This window comes from Streptomyces sp. PA03-1a (genome assembly GCF_033792805.1).
Taxonomy (GTDB): domain Bacteria; phylum Actinomycetota; class Actinomycetes; order Streptomycetales; family Streptomycetaceae; genus Actinacidiphila.
The window spans coordinates 24536-39376 of the sequence record NZ_JARAVO010000065.1; the positions used below are offsets into that span (position 1 = coordinate 24536).

Sequence of the window (14841 nt, forward strand, 5' to 3'; positions counted from 1 at the left end):
GCATGGGCGCCCAGCTTCGGGTATACAAGCGCCGCATCAAGTCCGTCACCGCGACCAAGAAGATCACGAAGGCGATGGAGATGATCTCCGCGTCCCGGATCGTCAAGGCCCAGCGCCAGGTCCACGCCTCGTCCCCGTACGCCGACGAACTCACCCGCGCGGTGGCCGCGGTCGCGACCGGTTCGAACACGAACCACCCGCTGACCACGGAGACCGAGAACCCGACGCGCGCCGCGGTGCTGCTCATCACGAGCGACCGCGGTCTGGCCGGCGGCTACTCGTCCAACGCGATCAAGGCCGCCGACCGGCTCACCGGGCAGCTGCGCTCGGAGGGCAAGGAGGTCGTCCACTACATCGTCGGCCGCAAGGGCGTGGCGTACTACGGCTTCCGTGAGCGCGCGATCGAGGACTCGTGGACCGGGTTCACCGACAAGCCGACGTACGCGGACGCCAAGTCGGTCGCCGACCCGCTGATCGAGGTGGTCCTCAAGGACACCGCCGAGGGCGGCGTGGACGAGCTGCACATCATCTTCACGGAGTTCGTGTCGATGCTGACGCAGGCGCCGGTGGAGAAGCGGCTGCTGCCGCTCTCGCTCGCCGACGCCACCGGTGGCGAGGCCCGCAAGGAGGGGGAGATCCTCCCCCTGTACGACTTCGAGCCGTCGGCTGAGGGCGTCCTGGACGCACTGCTGCCGCGGTACGTCGAGAGCCGGATCTACAACGCGCTGCTGCAGGGTGCCGCTTCCGAGCACGCCGCCCGCCGCCGCGCGATGAAGTCGGCGACCGACAACGCCGAGGAGCTCATCAAGACGCTCACGCGGCTTGCCAACCAGGCCCGCCAGGCCGAAATCACCCAGGAAATCAGCGAGATCGTCGGTGGCTCCAGCGCCCTGGCCGACGCGTCTGCGGGGAGTGACTAATCATGACCACCACTGTTGAGACGGCCGCTGCCACGGGCCGCGTCGCCCGGGTCATCGGCCCGGTCGTCGACGTGGAGTTCCCCGTCGACGCCATGCCGGAGATCTACAACGCCCTCACCGTCGAGGTCGCCGACCCGGCCGAGGCCGGCAAGAAGAAGACGCTGACCCTCGAGGTCGCCCAGCACCTGGGCGACGGCGTGGTCCGCGCGATCTCGATGCAGCCCACCGACGGTCTGGTCCGCCAGGCCTCGGTGACCGACACGGGCACGGGCATCACCGTCCCCGTCGGCGACTTCACCAAGGGCAAGGTGTTCAACACCCTCGGTGAGGTGCTGAACGTCCCCGAGGAGAACGCCAACGTCGGCGAGCGCTGGACGATCCACCGCAAGGCGCCCAAGTTCGAGGACCTCGAGTCCAAGACCGAGATGTTCGAGACCGGCCTGAAGGTCGTCGACCTGCTGACCCCGTACGTCAAGGGCGGCAAGATCGGTCTGTTCGGCGGCGCCGGTGTCGGCAAGACCGTCCTCATCCAGGAAATGATCATGCGTGTGGCGAAGCTGCACGAGGGCGTTTCCGTGTTCGCCGGCGTCGGCGAGCGCACCCGTGAGGGCAACGACCTGATCCAGGAGATGGAGGAGTCCGGCGTCCTGGACAAGACCGCCCTGGTCTTCGGCCAGATGGACGAGCCCCCGGGCACCCGTCTGCGCGTGGCGCTGGCCGGTCTGACCATGGCGGAGTACTTCCGCGATGTGCAGAAGCAGGACGTGCTGTTCTTCATCGACAACATCTTCCGCTTCACCCAGGCCGGTTCCGAGGTCTCCACGCTGCTCGGCCGCATGCCCTCCGCGGTGGGTTACCAGCCGAACCTCGCGGACGAGATGGGCCTCCTCCAGGAGCGCATCACCTCGACCCGTGGTCACTCGATCACCTCGATGCAGGCGATCTACGTCCCCGCGGACGACCTGACCGACCCGGCGCCGGCGACCACCTTCGCCCACCTGGACGCGACGACCGTTCTGTCCCGTCCGATCTCGGAGAAGGGCATCTACCCGGCGGTGGACCCGCTGGACTCGACGTCCCGCATCCTGGACCCCCGCTACATCGCGGCGGACCACTACGAGTGCGCCATGCGCGTCAAGGGGATCCTGCAGAAGTACAAGGACCTCCAGGACATCATCGCGATCCTCGGTATCGACGAACTGGGCGAGGAGGACAAGCTCACCGTCCACCGCGCCCGCCGCATCGAGCGCTTCCTGTCGCAGAACACCCACGCGGCGAAGCAGTTCACCGGCATCGACGGCTCCGACGTCCCGCTGGACGAGTCGATCTCCGCGTTCAACGCCATCGCCGACGGAAAGTACGACCACTTCCCTGAGCAGGCGTTCTTCATGTGCGGTGGCATCGAGGACCTCGAGCGCAACGCCCGCGAGCTCGGCGTCAGCTGACGCCCGTCGCCTGACGGCTCACCGTGGCAGGGGGCGGACCCTGTGTCCGCCCCCTTGCCGCACCCCCGTTATCCTTTGTTTTATGCACCCGCCGGACGGCGGTGGGTGCCGACCCGAGGAGCCATCTTGGCTGAGCTGCACGTCGAGCTGGTCGCAGCGGACCGCAGTGTCTGGTCCGGCGAGGCCACACTTGTCGTCGCACGCACCGAGTCCGGCGACATCGGCGTCATGCCGAACCACGAGCCGCTGCTGGGCGTGCTCCAGTCCGGTCCGGTGACGATCCGCACCAGCGAGGGCGGCACCGTCGTCGCCGCGGTGCACGGCGGTTTCATCTCCTTCGCGGACAACAAGCTGTCGGTGCTCGCGGAGATCGCCGAGCTCGCCGACGAGATCGACGTCCAGCGTGCGGAGCGGGCTCTGGAGCGTGCGAAGGCCGACGCCGACGCCGCCAGTGAGCGCCGCGCCGAGGTCCGGCTGATCGCCGCGACCAGCGGGTCGCGCTGAGCACCCGGCCCACCGGGCCATGAGCCGCGGGAGGCCCGTGAGGGTGTCCCGCGGCTGCAGTATCCCTATTCGTGACACGGAGCGAGGAGGTCGGTGGGCGTGATCCTCGCTTTTCAGGTGTGCGGGGCCCTGGTGGCGGTGGCGCTGCTGGGGCTGTTCGTCTTCGGGCTGCGGCGCCGGCTGATCCAGCGGCCCGGCGGCACGTTCGACTGCAGCCTGCGGATGCCGCCCACCGGGGCCGGCGAACCCTCCGGCAAGGGCTGGGCGTACGGCGTGGCCCGCTACAGCGGTGACCGGATCGAGTGGTTCCGGGTCTTCTCGTACGCGCCCCGGCCGCGCCGGGTGCTGGAACGCTCCGCCATCGAGGTGCTGCACCGCCGCGTCCCGGAGGGGCAGGAGGAACTGGCGCTCCTCTCCGACTCCGTGATCCTGGTCTGCGAGCACCGCGGCACCCGTCTGGAACTCGCCATGAGCGACGACGCCCTCACCGGCTTCCTCGCCTGGCTCGAGGCCGCCCCTCCCGGCCAGCGGGTCAACGTGGCCTGAGGTCTGGTTCCGCCTCCCCGCTGGTTGGGGGTCCCCCCGGACGAAGTCTGGGGGAGGGTCGACGTGGCCTGACAAGCGCTGTCCGGTCCCGCCGGCCCTACGGCCGTACCGACAGCCCCCATTCCTGCGCCAGCACCGCGGCCTGCACGCGGCTGCGCAGCTCCAGCTTGGCCAGCATGCGGCTGACGTGCGTCTTCGCCGTCGCCTCCGCCATCTCCAGCCGCACCGCGATCTCCGCGTTGGACAGGCCCTCGCCCACGCAGACCAGCACCTCCCGCTCCCGTGGCGTCAGCGCGCCGAGCACGGCGTGGTCGGCCGCCGGACGCGGCCGGGGGCGGGCGAACTCGCCGATCAGCCGGCGGGTCACCGCGGGCGCGATCATCCCCTCGCCGCGGGCCACCAGCCGTACGCCCTCGATCAGCCGGTCCGCCTCGGTGTCCTTCAGCAGGAATCCCGCGGCGCCCGCCCGCAGCGCCCCGAAGACGTACTCGTCCAGGTCGAAGGTGGTGAGGACGAGCACCTCCGCCAGTCGCTCCGCGACGATCTCCCGGGTCGCGGCGACCCCGTCCAGCCGGGGCATCTGGAGGTCCATGAGGATCACGTCCGGGTGCAGCTCGCGGGCGACGCGGACCGCGGCCTCCCCATCGGCCGCCTCGCCGACCACCTCGATGTCCGGCACCGAGCCCAGGATCAGCACCAGCCCCGCGCGTACCGCGGCCTGGTCCTCGGCGACGACCACCGGGATCATGCGTTCCCCTTCATGGGCAGTACCGCCCGTACCCGCCATGTCGTGCCCTCCCGGCCCGCCTCGAAGGTGCCGCCCAGCAGCTCGGCGCGTTCCCGCATCCCGATCAGGCCACTGCCGGAGCCGGGGGCCCGGGGGTCCGGCCGGTGCCCCGGGCCGCCGATCCGGCAGGGGCTCGCCACGGTCACCGTCAGCGCCTCGCCCTCCTGCTCCAGCAGGACGGGCACCTCACCGGGCGCCGCGTGCTTCAGGACGTTGGTCAAGGACTCCTGCACGATCCGGTAGGCCGCCAGCTCCACGGGCGCGGGCAGCGCGGCGGCGCCCTCGGGGCGCCCGTCGCGCAGCACGAAGGCCGAGTGCGGGGCCGCCGCGCGCATCTGCTCCAGGAGCGCGTCCAGGCCGGCCAGCCGCGGGACGGGGGCCGGTTCCCCGTCCTCGCCCGTCGAGTCGCGCAGCAGCCCGATCAGCCGGCGCATCTCGGACAGGCCCTCGACGCTGTTCTCGCGGATCACTGCCAGCGCCTCGCGGGCCGGGCCCTCGTGGCGGTCCAGGGACAGTGCGGCGGTGGAGTGGATGGCGATCGCGGAGAGGTGGCCCGCCACCATGTCGTGCAGTTCGCGGGCCATTCGGGCCCGTTCGCGGCCCACCGCCTCCCGGTGGTCCAGCTCCGCGAGGAGCGCGGTCTGCTCGGCGCGCAGCCGTTCGTGGGCGGCCTCGTCGCGGTGCCGCCGCACGACCACGCCGGTCCAGGCGGGGGCGACCGAGACCAGGGCACCGACCACACCGATCAGCAGGGACTCGGCGACCGGGTGCACCGCCACGGCGGTGGCGGTGAGCGCGGCCGTGCAGAGCACGCTGACGACGGGCACGACCCGGGTCAGCCGCTTCGGCCCGTACAGGACGGCGGCGTACACGAGGTCGGTGAACATCAGCACGGTCACCAGCAGCGAGCCGATCACGAAATCCGCGCAGAAGGTGAGCACGCCGAGGACGATCGCGACGCGGGGCGCGGTCCGCCGCAGCAGTTCGCACCCGGCCATGACCACCAGCGGGAGCAGCGGCAGCCAGCGGTGGTCGCCCGCCGGATGGTTCCCGGAGTGGGTGTACAGCCCGAACGCCCACATCGCGAGGCCGCCCGTGAGTCCCGACACGGCGATCAGCACGTCGTCCCGCGGCGGGCGCCGGGCGGCGTTGGTCGTCATGGGCCCATCCCAGCACGCGGCGCGGACGGTGCGCGTCGGCCGGTGGTCGGACCCGGTGCGTACACCGAAGGATGCAGCCGGGTCTCATCAGCGCCGACGACGCGCCCCACCGCGGCCGCGGGGGAGCCTTGCGGCATGTTGGTGACCCTGATCGCCGGGTGCGAGATCGCCTTCTGGGTGCTGCTCGGCGCCGGGCTCGCGGTGCGCTACCTGCTGCGCCGGCCCCGGGCCGGCGCGGCGCTGCTGGTGTGCGTGCCCCTGGTGGACCTGGTGCTGCTGGCCGCGGCGGTGGCCGACCTGCGCGACGGTGGCACGGCCGCCGCCCGGCACGGCCTGGCCGCCGCGTACGTCGGCTTCTCCGCCGGCTACGGCCACGGCGTCGTCCGCTGGGCCGACGCACGCTTCGCGCACCGCTTCGCGGGGGGCCCCGAGCCGCCGCCGGCACCGAGGTACGGCAGGGCCCGGGCCCTGCACGAGTGGCGGCTGCTCGGCCGTACCGCGGTGTCCGCCGCGGTCGCGGCCGCCCTGCTGCAACTGGCCGTCTGGCTCGTCGCGGACGCCGGACGCACGGCCGCCCTGCGGGAGTGGCAGGTGCGGATGGCGGCGACGACCGGGATCCACGCGGTCGTCGCGGCGAGCTACACGCTCCGGCCCAAGCGGGGGCCGGCCGCCTCGCCGCGCACCTGAGCGGGCGCGGTCAGCGGTTCTCGCCGGGCACCCACAACACGTCGCCGACCTCCTTGTTGGCCGTACGGGCCAGGATGAACAGCAGGTCGGACAGCCGGTTGAGGTAGGTGGCGGTGAGCGGGTTCATGGTCTCGCCGTGCTCCTCCAGCGCGGTCCACGTGGACCGCTCGGCGCGGCGGACGACCGTGCACGCCTGGTGGAGCAGCGCGGCGCCCGGGGTGCCGCCCGGCAGGATGAAGCTGCGCAGCTTCTCCAGTTCCTCCAGGAAGCGGTCGCAGTCCGCCTCCAGCCGGTCCACGTAGGTCTGCTCGACGCGCAGCGGCGGGTACTTGGGGTCGGGGACGACGGGCGTCGCGAGGTCGGCGCCGACGTCGAAGAGGTCGTTCTGGACCCGTACGAGGACGGTCACGACCTCTTGCGGGAGCGCGCCGAGGGCGATCGCCACGCCGATCGCCGCGTTCGCCTCATTGGCGTCCGCGTAGGCCGAGATGCGGCTGTCGGTCTTGGCCGTACGGCTCATGTCGCCGAGGGCGGTGGTGCCGCCGTCCCCGGTCCGCGTGTAGATGCGCGTCAGATTGACCATGTGTCGAGCGTAGTCAGGCAGCGCCCGGGGCGCGCCCCGCGACGGGCCCGAGGCGCGGGAGGCGGATGCGGACTCCGGGGGCGGTCCCGGTCAAACTGGACGCGGTTCGCCTGCAACTGGGCGCCGGGGCCCTCAACTGTGCGACGAAGGACACAGGGTGACCCGCCTCTCTTCCTGCTGCGCTCCGCTGTGAAGCGACGTTAAGGTCCCGGCAACAGCATCGAGAAGATAGGTGTGTGCCGTGGCGAAGAAGCTCGCCGTCATCGGAGCCGGCCTGATGGGCTCCGGCATCGCGCAGGTGTCCGCACAGGCGGGTTACGAGGTCGTCCTGCGTGACATCACGGTCGAGGCGCTGGCCAGGGGCAAGGGCGGGATCGAGGCGTCCTACGAGAAGTTCGTCGCCAAGGGGAAGCTCACCGCGCAGGACGCGGCCGCCGCGCTCGCGCGCATCACCACCACCACCGACCTGGACGCGGCCGCCGACGCCGACATCGTCGTCGAGGCCGTCTTCGAGAAGATCGAGGTCAAGCAGGAGATCTTCCGCGCGCTGGACAAGATCGCCAAGGCGGACGCGGTGCTGGCCTCCAACACCTCCGCCATCCCGATCACCAAGATCGCGGCGGTGACGGAGCGCCCGGAGAGCGTGGTCGGCACCCACTTCTTCTCGCCGGTCCCGCTCATGCAGCTGTGCGAGCTGGTCCGCGGCTACAAGACCGGCGACGCGACCCTGGCGCGCGCCAAGGCCTTCGCCGAGGAGATCGGCAAGACGACCATCGTCGTCAACCGGGACGTGGCCGGCTTCGTCACCACCCGGCTGATCGCGGCGCTCGTCGTCGAGGCCACCAAGCTCTACGAGTCGGGCGTCGCCACGGCCGAGGACATCGACATCGCCTGCAAGCTCGGTTTCGGCCACGCGATGGGTCCGCTGGCGACCGCCGACCTCACCGGCGTCGACATCCTGCTGCACGCCGCCGACAACATCTACACCGAGTCCCAGGACGAGAAGTTCGCCCCGCCGGAGCTCATGCGGCGCATGGTCGACGCGGGCGCGCTCGGCCGCAAGAGCGGCGAGGGCTTCTACCGCTACTGACGGAGCGTCAACCGGAAGGGCCCGGTCCGGTGCGGATGGCCGGAGGACTGGGCCCCTCGGACCCCTCCTGTCACTCGCAAGGGTGAATTCGGTATCGGTTCGCTCACAGACGGCAACCTCTTCGTACGACGGACCGTCAGTTACGTAGAACCACGGCAGTTCCACCCATTCACTCCACGGGGAGGCGTAATGCACATCAGGGGCGATCACGCCGAGCTGGTCGTCGGGGGCCGCCTCGACGTCCGCACCGCGGCGGACGCCCGCAAGGTCCTGCACAGCGCCGTGGACGGCGGCCACGGCGACCTCGTGCTCGACCTGACCGAACTCGACTCGTGGGACGCGACGGGTCTGGGGGTCATCATGGGGGCGCACCGCCGCTGCGGCCGGGCCGACCGGCGCCTGGTCCTGCGGGGCGTGCCCGCGCAGATGCAGCGCCTGCTGGTCGCCACGCGGCTGCACCGCATCCTGGTCATCGAGGGGGGAATCGCGGCAGAAGCACTGCCGCGGACCTAGCGCACCCACCGGGCGCGCCGAGACGCAAGCGGCAACCCCGGACAGATTCGGACGCAAGGGCGGCATCGCCGCCCTGGGCTTCGCACACGCTGCGGGAAGGTTTAGGGTTCGGTTCCGGCGTGCCTCAACCCCGTACGCCGAGGAGGGGAGCCGGACCGGTCCCACGGCGCGACCACGGGCCCGGTGAGGCCCTGCTGCGACGCAAATGGGGGGCGGAGACTAATGGACCCACACGGACCCGACATGACCGGTGACGAGTACGGCGCACGACAGGACTCCACGGGCTTTGCCGACGTGACATCGGCCGGCGGCGCGGAGGACGGCACCGCGCCGACGCCGCGCGTCGGCCGGCCGCCGCGCGACCCGCTCGCCCTGGAGGTCGGGGCGGGCACGGGGGACGGCGACGCGCCACGCGTCGTCGAACTCCTCGTGGGCGACTGCAGGCTGACCCTCAACCCCGTCGACGGCAGCGAGGTCAGCTCCCTCGCCCCCGGCGACCTGCCCGCACCCGTTCGGCGCACGGCGGAGGAACGCGCCGCGCTGACCGCCGCCGCCCGGCCGACGGTGCCGCCGGGGCCACGCGCCCCCGAGCTCCCGCTGCTGGAGCGCGAGGAGGAGCGCAAGCGCCTGGTGCGGCTGCTCTCCCGGGGCCGTTCGGTGCGCGTCACCGGGCCCTCCGGCGCCGGCCGCAGCGTGCTGCTCGACGCGGTGGCCCGGGCCTGCGAGGACCTCGCCCCCGACGGCGTGATCCGGCTCTCGGGCTACCGGCGGACCCCCAGCGACCTGCTGCAGGAGCTCTTCGCCACCGTCTACGACACCGAGGACTACCGCCCCGAGCGCAGCCGCCTGCTGGAGCTGCTGCGCGACATCGGCGGGGTCGTCGTCCTGGACGACCTGGAGTTCGGCGGCGCCTCCCTGGAGGAACTGCTCGCGGCGGCGCCCGAGTGCGCCTTCCTGGTGTCCGCGACGCCCGACGTGCCGGCCCCCGCCGGCGACTCCCTGGTCGAAGAGGTCTTCCTTCCCGGACTGCCCCGGGTCGCCTGCCTGGAACTGCTGGAGCTCTCCGCGGGCCGCCCCCTGGTGGAGGAGGAGACCGCCTGGGCGGCCGACCTGTGGTTCGAGTCCGAGGGCCTGCCGCTGCGCTTCGTCCAGGCCGGTGCGCTGCTGCGGCAGCGCGACGCGCTCGGGGCGGAGATCCTCGCGGCCGACGAGTCCGTGTGGGGCGACGTGGACGCGACGGACGAACTTTCCGTCGACGCGCCCTTCGGCACCGAGCCGGGCGCGTCGGCCTCGCACGTGCCGCTGCCCTCGCTCGCCGAGAGCGCCGCGCCCGCCGCCCTGCTCGCCTCCCGCCTCGGCGCCTCGGCGCAGGAGGCGCTGCGCTTCGCGGTGGCCCTGGGCGGCGAGTGCCCGCACCAGGCCCACCTGCCGGCGCTCGTCGGCGACACCCACGGCGATGCGGCGCTCGGCGAGATCGTGGCCGTCGGGCTCGCCGTCCCCGTCGCGGCGCACCACCGCCTGGCGGCCGGTGTGAGCAGCCAACTGGCCCTGGTGGACGGACTGGCCGCGGAGGCCGCCGCCGAGGGCTCACCGCAGGCGCTGGCCGCCGCCCAGCACTACGCCTGGTGGGCCGGGCACCCCTCCGTCACCCCGAAGCGCGTCGCCGCCGAGGCGGAGGCCATCCTCGGCGCCCTGAGTGCCGCCCGCGACGGCGGGCACACCAGCGCGGCCGTGCTCCTGGCCCGTGCGGTGGCGCCCGTCCTGGCGGCCGCCATGCACTGGAGCGCGTGGGAGCGTGCGCTGCGCGTCGGCCAGGAGGCCGCCCGGCTCGCCGGGGAGGTGGCCGAGGAGGCGTACTTCCTCCACGAACTCGGCGTCCTGGCGCTGTGCCTCGGCAACCTGGACCGGGCCCGCAGCGAACTGGAGGCCTCGATAGCCCTGCGCGGCGCCCTCGCGGACCGTCAGGGCACCACGGTGGGGCGCCGCACCCTCGCGCTCGTCGTGGACCGCGCGGGCGGCCCTGTGCCCGGTACGGGCCTCGCGGGCGTCGAGACCCCGGCGGCGGGCACCGACATGTCCGATGCGCCCGCGACGATCATCAGCAAGCGCCTTGCCGCGGCGGCCGCCGCCCCGCGCCGGATCGCCCTCACCGGTTCCCGCCGCAACCTCGTCGCCGCCGGCGCGGGCGCCCTGCTGGCCGCCGTCCTCGGCACCGTCGTCACCCTCGGCACGACGGCCTCCGGCGGTGACCAGAACACACCCATGAACGTCAAGCCGGTCGAGTCCGCCCAGGAGGACAACGCGGACGACGGCTTCCCGGCCGAGGACGCCCCGAGCCCCGGCTCCAGCCGGCGGCCCAGCCCCTCCGCGAGCGGCACCACGCCGGGGTCCACCGGCGCGCCGGGCGCGCCGGGCGGTGCGGTCGACCCGGGTACGGGCGACGGGGAGACCGAGCAGCCGGGGGGCGGGGAGACGTCACCGACGAAGAAGCCGGGCGGTGGGACCCCCGGAAAGCCGACGCCGTCGAAGACGCCGACCAAGTCGCCGACACAGCCCTCGACCACGCCGAGCAGCGAGCCCCCGACGTCCCCCCCGGCGTCGCCGGATCCCACGGAGACGACCGAGCCCAGCGACACCACCAGCGCCGGCGGGCCCTCCGAGACCGCGGTCGCCACCACGGATCCCGGTACTCCGGTGGACGAGTCCTCCACGGCCGGAACGATCGCCTGATCGGCGCCCGTCACGGCGCGGCCGCGGTGGTCTGCCGACCGCCGGGCCGCGCCGTGGTGCGTGCCCGCGGCCGCTCCGGGACCTGGGGTCAGAAGAGGCGGAGCTTGTCGTCCTCGATGCCGCGCAGCGCGTCGTAGTCGAGGACGACGCAGTCGATGCCGCGGTCTGTGGCGAGGACGCGCGCCTGCGGCTTGATCTCCTGGGCCGCGAAGACGCCCTTCACGGGCGCCAGCAGGGGGTCCCGGTTGAGGAGTTCGAGGTAGCGGGTGAGCTGCTCGACGCCGTCGATCTCTCCGCGGCGCTTGATCTCGACGGCGACGGTCGTGCCGGACGCGTCCCGGCCCAGGATGTCCACCGGGCCGATGGCCGTCGGGTACTCGCGGCGGACGAGGCTCCAGCCCTCGCCGAGCACCTCCATGCGGTCGGCCAGCAGCTCCTGGAGGTGGGCCTCGACGCCGTCCTTGATCAGGCCGGGGTCGACCCCGAGTTCGTGCGTGGAGTCGTGCAGCACGTCCTCGATGGTGATGATCAGCTGCTCGCCGGCCTTGTTGGTGACCGTCCAGACCTCGTCCTCACCCTCCTTGAGCGTGCAGGGCGGCGACATCCAGTTCAGCGGCTTGTAGGCACGGTCGTCGGCGTGGACGGAGACGCTGCCGTCGGCCTTGACCAGGAGCAGCCTGGTGGCCGACGGCAGATGGGCGGAGAGCCGGCCCGCGTAGTCCACGGAGCAACGGGCGATGACGAGACGCATGGTCGGCAACGTTACTCGCTACCGGGCGCGGTCGGAAAATGGCCTGTTGTGAGCGCTCGCGCCTAGTGTCATGGGACCTCTCCGCCTACGGTTGTGGGTGGAAGCCGTCGCGCGGGAGAACTCTGGGCGGCTTCTCTCCGTAGTCCGTCTGACTCCTCGGACAGGGGGGTCACGAGAGGAGTACTCATGTCGCTCGACGTCTCACCGGCCCTCCTCGAACAGGCCGAGCGAGGCGAGGTCGACGAACGGGAATTCGTCGACTGCGTCCGGACTTCCCTGCCTTACGCATGGGACATGATCAGCTCTCTGGCGGCACAACTCAAGGTGGACGGCGGCGAGTTCGCCGACAACCAGGTACCTCCGCCGGACGAGCACGCGCGCGGGCAGCTGCTCCGCGCCCTGGCGAGTGACGCGATACGGGGGGCCCTGCAGCGGCACTTCGGGGTCCGGCTGGCGTTCCAGAACTGCCACCGGGTCGCGGTGTTCCCGCTGGACCCGGCGGTCGACGGGCGTTACGCCACCTTCACCTCCGTACGCGCACAGCTGCTGAACCAGTCCCCGGAGCTGCGGGACTGCTGAACCGGGCAGGGTGCTCCCGCCGTTGGTCGCACCACTGCTCTTTGATGTTTCAATCAGGCCAATTGCGGGAGCACTTCGCTGCCGAGCCGCGCCACGTTCTCCTCGGTGGCCGCGAGATCGCCGGAGCCCTCGACGAGCAGGGCGAAGCGGCTGATGCCGGTCCGCTCGGCGGTGGCGGCCAGCCGGTCGGCGCACAGCGCGGGCGGGCCCACGGGGTGGAGGTCGCAGAGGAGTTCGGTGTAGGCGAGCGGATCGCGCATCGTCCGGGGCCGGCCGTCTACCGTGCGGTGCGCGGCGAGACCCCGTTGTAGCCAGCCGGGCATCGCCTTGGTGAGGGTCTCCACGGCGTCCGCACGGCGGTCCGCGATCTGTACGACGCCCGCGGAGACATGTTCCGCCGTGGCCACCATTTCGGGTGAAAGCCCCGCATCGCGCGCCTCGGCCTGCCACATTGCGACCATGGCAGCTTTGTCCTCGTCGCCGCAGTGCATGCCGAGCAGCATCGGCAGACCCCTGCGTGCCGCGAGCCGGACGCTGCCCGGCGAGGTGCAGGCGACGACGACCGGCGGCCCGCTGGGCTCCTCGAACTCGTCCGCCCGCGGCACGACGTCGACCTCGCGGAAGGCGAATCGTTCACCCGAGGCCCCCACGCGCGGCTCACGGAGCCAGCGCAGCAGCAGGTCCAGCGACTCGGGGAAACCCTTCTCGAAGGCGGCGAGTCCGGCGCCGAAGACCTCCAGGTCCACCCAGGGGCCGCCGCGGCCCACGCCCAGCGTGAAGCGGCCGCCCGAGGCGATGTGCAGCAGCGCCGCCTGCTCGCCGAGCGCCACGGGGTGCGCGGTCGGCAGGACGCTCACGGCCGTACCGATCCCGATCCGGCGCGTCCTGCCCAGCAGCAGCGCGGCGAGCGTCACAGCCGACGGGCACACGCCGTACGGCACGAAGTGGTGCTCCGCCAGCCATACGGAGTCCAGCCCGGCCCGCTCCGCCGCCTCTGCGGACCGCACCGCGCGGTGCAGCGCCTCCCCCGGTCCCTGCCCCGGGAACTGGGCGGCGAGGACGAAAGTACCGACACGCATCGTGCTTCACACCTTCCTCGGTGGCCGACACGGCTCCCCTACTGGCACTAACGCCTGACACGTGCCAAAGGCACGGTCCGCGCACCGCGATTTCATGATTTTCGCGGCGATGGCCGGAATGGGGGGTTCCCCGACCGGGTACCCGGCACGGTCCGCGCTACGCGTACGCTGGTTGGCGGCCCCGAGTCCCCCGAACCGCATGAGGTGTGTGCCCGTGTCCCCGCGCCGAAACCGCCCCCGAGGCGCCGCCGGCAGAGCCGAGGAGCGTCCCGAGGCCGGACCGGCCAGGGGCCCGGAGCGTGTGGAGAGCTGGCAGGGCGAGCAGTGGACCGTCCGCCAGCTGAGCGGGAGTCCGGCTGGCAAGCACTACCGCTGCCCCGGTTGCGACCAGGAGATCCCGCCGGGCGTCGGGCACCTGGTGGCCTGGCCGGAGCACGGCGGCGTGGAGGACCGGCGCCACTGGCACACCGCCTGCTGGAACGCCAGGGACCGCCGGAGCGCACGGCTCCAGCGGTCCCGGAACGCCCCCCGGTACTGACCGTGGAGCGGAAGCCCGGTGTCCCGGGTCAGACGTCGCGCTTGGCGAGCGCCGCGTAGGCCGCGCCCAGGGCGACGGCCGTGATGATCGCGAGCCCGATCAACTGGCGCACGCCGTCGGCGTCGCCGTTCTCCAGCATCGGCATCTGGTAGAGCGACGCGATGGCGTTGGGGGAGGAGTACTCGATCAGCTTCTCCTGCACCTTGCGGAGGCTGTCCGACTGCATGAAGATCGCGATGATCAGCGGCAGCAGGACCACGCCCATCATCGTGGTGATCGCGCCCGCGGAGTGCCGCAGCAGCGCGCCCACGGCCAGCGAGAGCAGCCCGAGCAGCGCCACGTACAGGCCGACGCCGACGGTGGCGCCCAGCCACTGGGTGCCGCTCGCGGTGGTGAGGCCGTCCTCGATGACGAGCCGAGCGCCCACGTAGGTGTCGTCGCCCACGGACCTGCCGCCGAAGGTGGCGTAGTTCATCAGCGCGGTGAGCGCGCAGGCCACGGTGGTGACGGTGAAGGTGAGCGCGAAGAAGACGATCGCCTTCGCGGTGAGCACCCGGCCGCGCTGCGGGCACGCGGTGAGGGTCGTGCGGATCATGCCCGTGCCGTACTCGGAACTGATCACCAGCACGCCGAGCGTCATGACGCAGAGCTGGCCGAGGAGCACCCCGAACAGGCCGAAGCCGAGCACCGGGTCGGAGACGTTCTCGGTCGAGCCCAGGCCGACGACGAGCAGGTTGATGCCGAGGATCAGCAGCAGCATGACGCCGAGCGTCCACAGCGTGGAGCGCACCGTACGGATCTTGGTCCACTCGGACTTCAGCGCGTGGCCGAGGTGGGTCCTCTGCACCGGGACGGTGGAGGAGAACTGCGGAGCCGGGTGGACGGGGGCGGTCATCGGGCGTCCTCGACGGGCTGGGTCGGCTGCGGGG

At 72.3% G+C, this 14841-nt stretch carries 16 protein-coding genes; 10 read left to right on the plus strand and 6 right to left on the minus strand.

The features are described from left to right. Nucleotides 1–2 precede the first annotated feature (2 nt). The 4 genes from PV341_RS16910 to PV341_RS16925 all read left to right on the plus strand — a co-directional run bounded on the left by PV341_RS16910 (nucleotide 3) and on the right by PV341_RS16925 (nucleotide 3415). Nucleotides 3–920: a F0F1 ATP synthase subunit gamma gene (locus tag PV341_RS16910; RefSeq protein WP_500358245.1), complete on the plus strand. Its 918-nt coding sequence runs from the start codon at nucleotides 3–5 to the stop codon at nucleotides 918–920. Between the two features lie 2 nt (nucleotides 921–922). After that, nucleotides 923–2365, plus strand: a complete 1443-nt coding sequence (gene atpD / locus PV341_RS16915) for a F0F1 ATP synthase subunit beta (protein WP_499514040.1) — start codon at nucleotides 923–925, stop codon at nucleotides 2363–2365. Nucleotides 2366–2488: 123 nt separating this feature from the next. After that, a complete protein-coding gene (locus PV341_RS16920) occupies nucleotides 2489–2869 on the plus strand; it encodes a F0F1 ATP synthase subunit epsilon (protein WP_499516949.1) in 381 nt (126 codons plus the stop codon). Between the two features lie 99 nt (nucleotides 2870–2968). Continuing rightward, nucleotides 2969–3415, plus strand: coding sequence for a DUF2550 domain-containing protein (locus tag PV341_RS16925; protein WP_499514041.1), 447 nt, complete (start codon nucleotides 2969–2971; stop codon nucleotides 3413–3415). Between the two features lie 97 nt (nucleotides 3416–3512). On the opposite strand, the gene PV341_RS16930 is transcribed toward PV341_RS16925, so the two are convergent. Then, nucleotides 3513–4163, minus strand: a complete 651-nt coding sequence (locus tag PV341_RS16930; RefSeq protein ID WP_500358247.1) for a response regulator — start codon at nucleotides 4161–4163, stop codon at nucleotides 3513–3515. Beyond that, nucleotides 4160–5362 (minus strand): sensor histidine kinase, encoded by a 1203-nt coding sequence (locus tag PV341_RS16935; RefSeq protein ID WP_500358248.1) that lies wholly within the window; start codon nucleotides 5360–5362, stop codon nucleotides 4160–4162. Before PV341_RS16935 ends, PV341_RS16930 begins: the two co-directional genes overlap by 4 nt. Before the next feature lie 135 nt (nucleotides 5363–5497). Between PV341_RS16935 and PV341_RS16940 the strand changes: the two genes are divergently transcribed. Next, a complete protein-coding gene (locus PV341_RS16940; RefSeq protein ID WP_500358249.1) occupies nucleotides 5498–6049 on the plus strand; it encodes a hypothetical protein in 552 nt (183 codons plus the stop codon). Nucleotides 6050–6059: 10 nt separating this feature from the next. On the opposite strand, the gene PV341_RS16945 is transcribed toward PV341_RS16940, so the two are convergent. Continuing rightward, the gene (locus PV341_RS16945; RefSeq protein WP_500358250.1) at nucleotides 6060–6632 is read right to left on the minus strand and encodes a cob(I)yrinic acid a,c-diamide adenosyltransferase; all 573 of its coding nucleotides are present in this window, start codon (nucleotides 6630–6632) and stop codon (nucleotides 6060–6062) included. A gap of 241 nt (nucleotides 6633–6873) precedes the next feature. Here PV341_RS16945 and PV341_RS16950 point away from each other — a divergent pair, with 241 nt between their 5' ends. The 3 genes from PV341_RS16950 to PV341_RS16960 all read left to right on the plus strand — a co-directional run bounded on the left by PV341_RS16950 (nucleotide 6874) and on the right by PV341_RS16960 (nucleotide 10965). Beyond that, nucleotides 6874–7722 (plus strand): 3-hydroxyacyl-CoA dehydrogenase family protein, encoded by an 849-nt coding sequence (locus PV341_RS16950; RefSeq protein WP_500358252.1) that lies wholly within the window; start codon nucleotides 6874–6876, stop codon nucleotides 7720–7722. Nucleotides 7723–7911: 189 nt separating this feature from the next. After that, nucleotides 7912–8235 (plus strand): STAS domain-containing protein, encoded by a 324-nt coding sequence (locus PV341_RS16955; protein ID WP_018563514.1) that lies wholly within the window; start codon nucleotides 7912–7914, stop codon nucleotides 8233–8235. A 222-nt stretch (nucleotides 8236–8457) separates the two neighbouring features. Further along, nucleotides 8458–10965 carry an ATP-binding protein gene (locus PV341_RS16960; RefSeq protein ID WP_500358253.1) on the plus strand — a complete coding sequence of 836 codons (2508 nt, stop codon included), beginning with the start codon at nucleotides 8458–8460 and terminating at the stop codon, nucleotides 10963–10965. A gap of 88 nt (nucleotides 10966–11053) precedes the next feature. Here the strand turns inward: PV341_RS16960 and nucS are convergent, their stop codons facing one another. Beyond that, nucleotides 11054–11716 (minus strand): endonuclease NucS, encoded by a 663-nt coding sequence (nucS, locus tag PV341_RS16965; RefSeq protein WP_500358255.1) that lies wholly within the window; start codon nucleotides 11714–11716, stop codon nucleotides 11054–11056. A 186-nt stretch (nucleotides 11717–11902) separates the two neighbouring features. Here nucS and PV341_RS16970 point away from each other — a divergent pair, with 186 nt between their 5' ends. Continuing rightward, nucleotides 11903–12295, plus strand: a complete 393-nt coding sequence (locus PV341_RS16970; protein ID WP_018563511.1) for an SCO5389 family protein — start codon at nucleotides 11903–11905, stop codon at nucleotides 12293–12295. 53 nt (nucleotides 12296–12348) lie between these two features. Here PV341_RS16970 and PV341_RS16975 read toward each other — a convergent pair whose 3' ends face one another. Beyond that, the gene (locus PV341_RS16975; protein WP_500325330.1) at nucleotides 12349–13374 is read right to left on the minus strand and encodes an LLM class flavin-dependent oxidoreductase; all 1026 of its coding nucleotides are present in this window, start codon (nucleotides 13372–13374) and stop codon (nucleotides 12349–12351) included. A gap of 214 nt (nucleotides 13375–13588) precedes the next feature. Here PV341_RS16975 and PV341_RS16980 point away from each other — a divergent pair, with 214 nt between their 5' ends. Continuing rightward, a complete protein-coding gene (locus tag PV341_RS16980; RefSeq protein WP_500358256.1) occupies nucleotides 13589–13912 on the plus strand; it encodes an Rv1322 family protein in 324 nt (107 codons plus the stop codon). Between the two features lie 28 nt (nucleotides 13913–13940). Here PV341_RS16980 and PV341_RS16985 read toward each other — a convergent pair. Further along, a partial coding sequence (locus tag PV341_RS16985; protein WP_500358258.1) for an ABC transporter permease occupies nucleotides 13941–14841 on the minus strand: 901 nt, incomplete at its 5' end.

Coding starts and splice junctions, on each gene's coding strand:
- PV341_RS16910 (WP_500358245.1), top strand. CDS start 3: ATGGGCGCCCAGCTTCGGGTATACAAGCGCCGCATCAAGTCCGTCACC.
- atpD (WP_499514040.1), top strand. CDS start 923: ATGACCACCACTGTTGAGACGGCCGCTGCCACGGGCCGCGTCGCCCGG.
- PV341_RS16930 (WP_500358247.1), bottom strand. CDS start 4,163: ATGATCCCGGTGGTCGTCGCCGAGGACCAGGCCGCGGTACGCGCGGGG.
- PV341_RS16935 (WP_500358248.1), bottom strand. CDS start 5,362: ATGACGACCAACGCCGCCCGGCGCCCGCCGCGGGACGACGTGCTGATC.
- PV341_RS16940 (WP_500358249.1), top strand. CDS start 5,498: ATGTTGGTGACCCTGATCGCCGGGTGCGAGATCGCCTTCTGGGTGCTG.
- PV341_RS16945 (WP_500358250.1), bottom strand. CDS start 6,632: ATGGTCAATCTGACGCGCATCTACACGCGGACCGGGGACGGCGGCACC.
- PV341_RS16955 (WP_018563514.1), top strand. CDS start 7,912: ATGCACATCAGGGGCGATCACGCCGAGCTGGTCGTCGGGGGCCGCCTC.
- PV341_RS16960 (WP_500358253.1), top strand. CDS start 8,458: ATGGACCCACACGGACCCGACATGACCGGTGACGAGTACGGCGCACGA.
- nucS (WP_500358255.1), bottom strand. CDS start 11,716: ATGCGTCTCGTCATCGCCCGTTGCTCCGTGGACTACGCGGGCCGGCTC.
- PV341_RS16970 (WP_018563511.1), top strand. CDS start 11,903: ATGTCGCTCGACGTCTCACCGGCCCTCCTCGAACAGGCCGAGCGAGGC.
- PV341_RS16975 (WP_500325330.1), bottom strand. CDS start 13,374: ATGCGTGTCGGTACTTTCGTCCTCGCCGCCCAGTTCCCGGGGCAGGGA.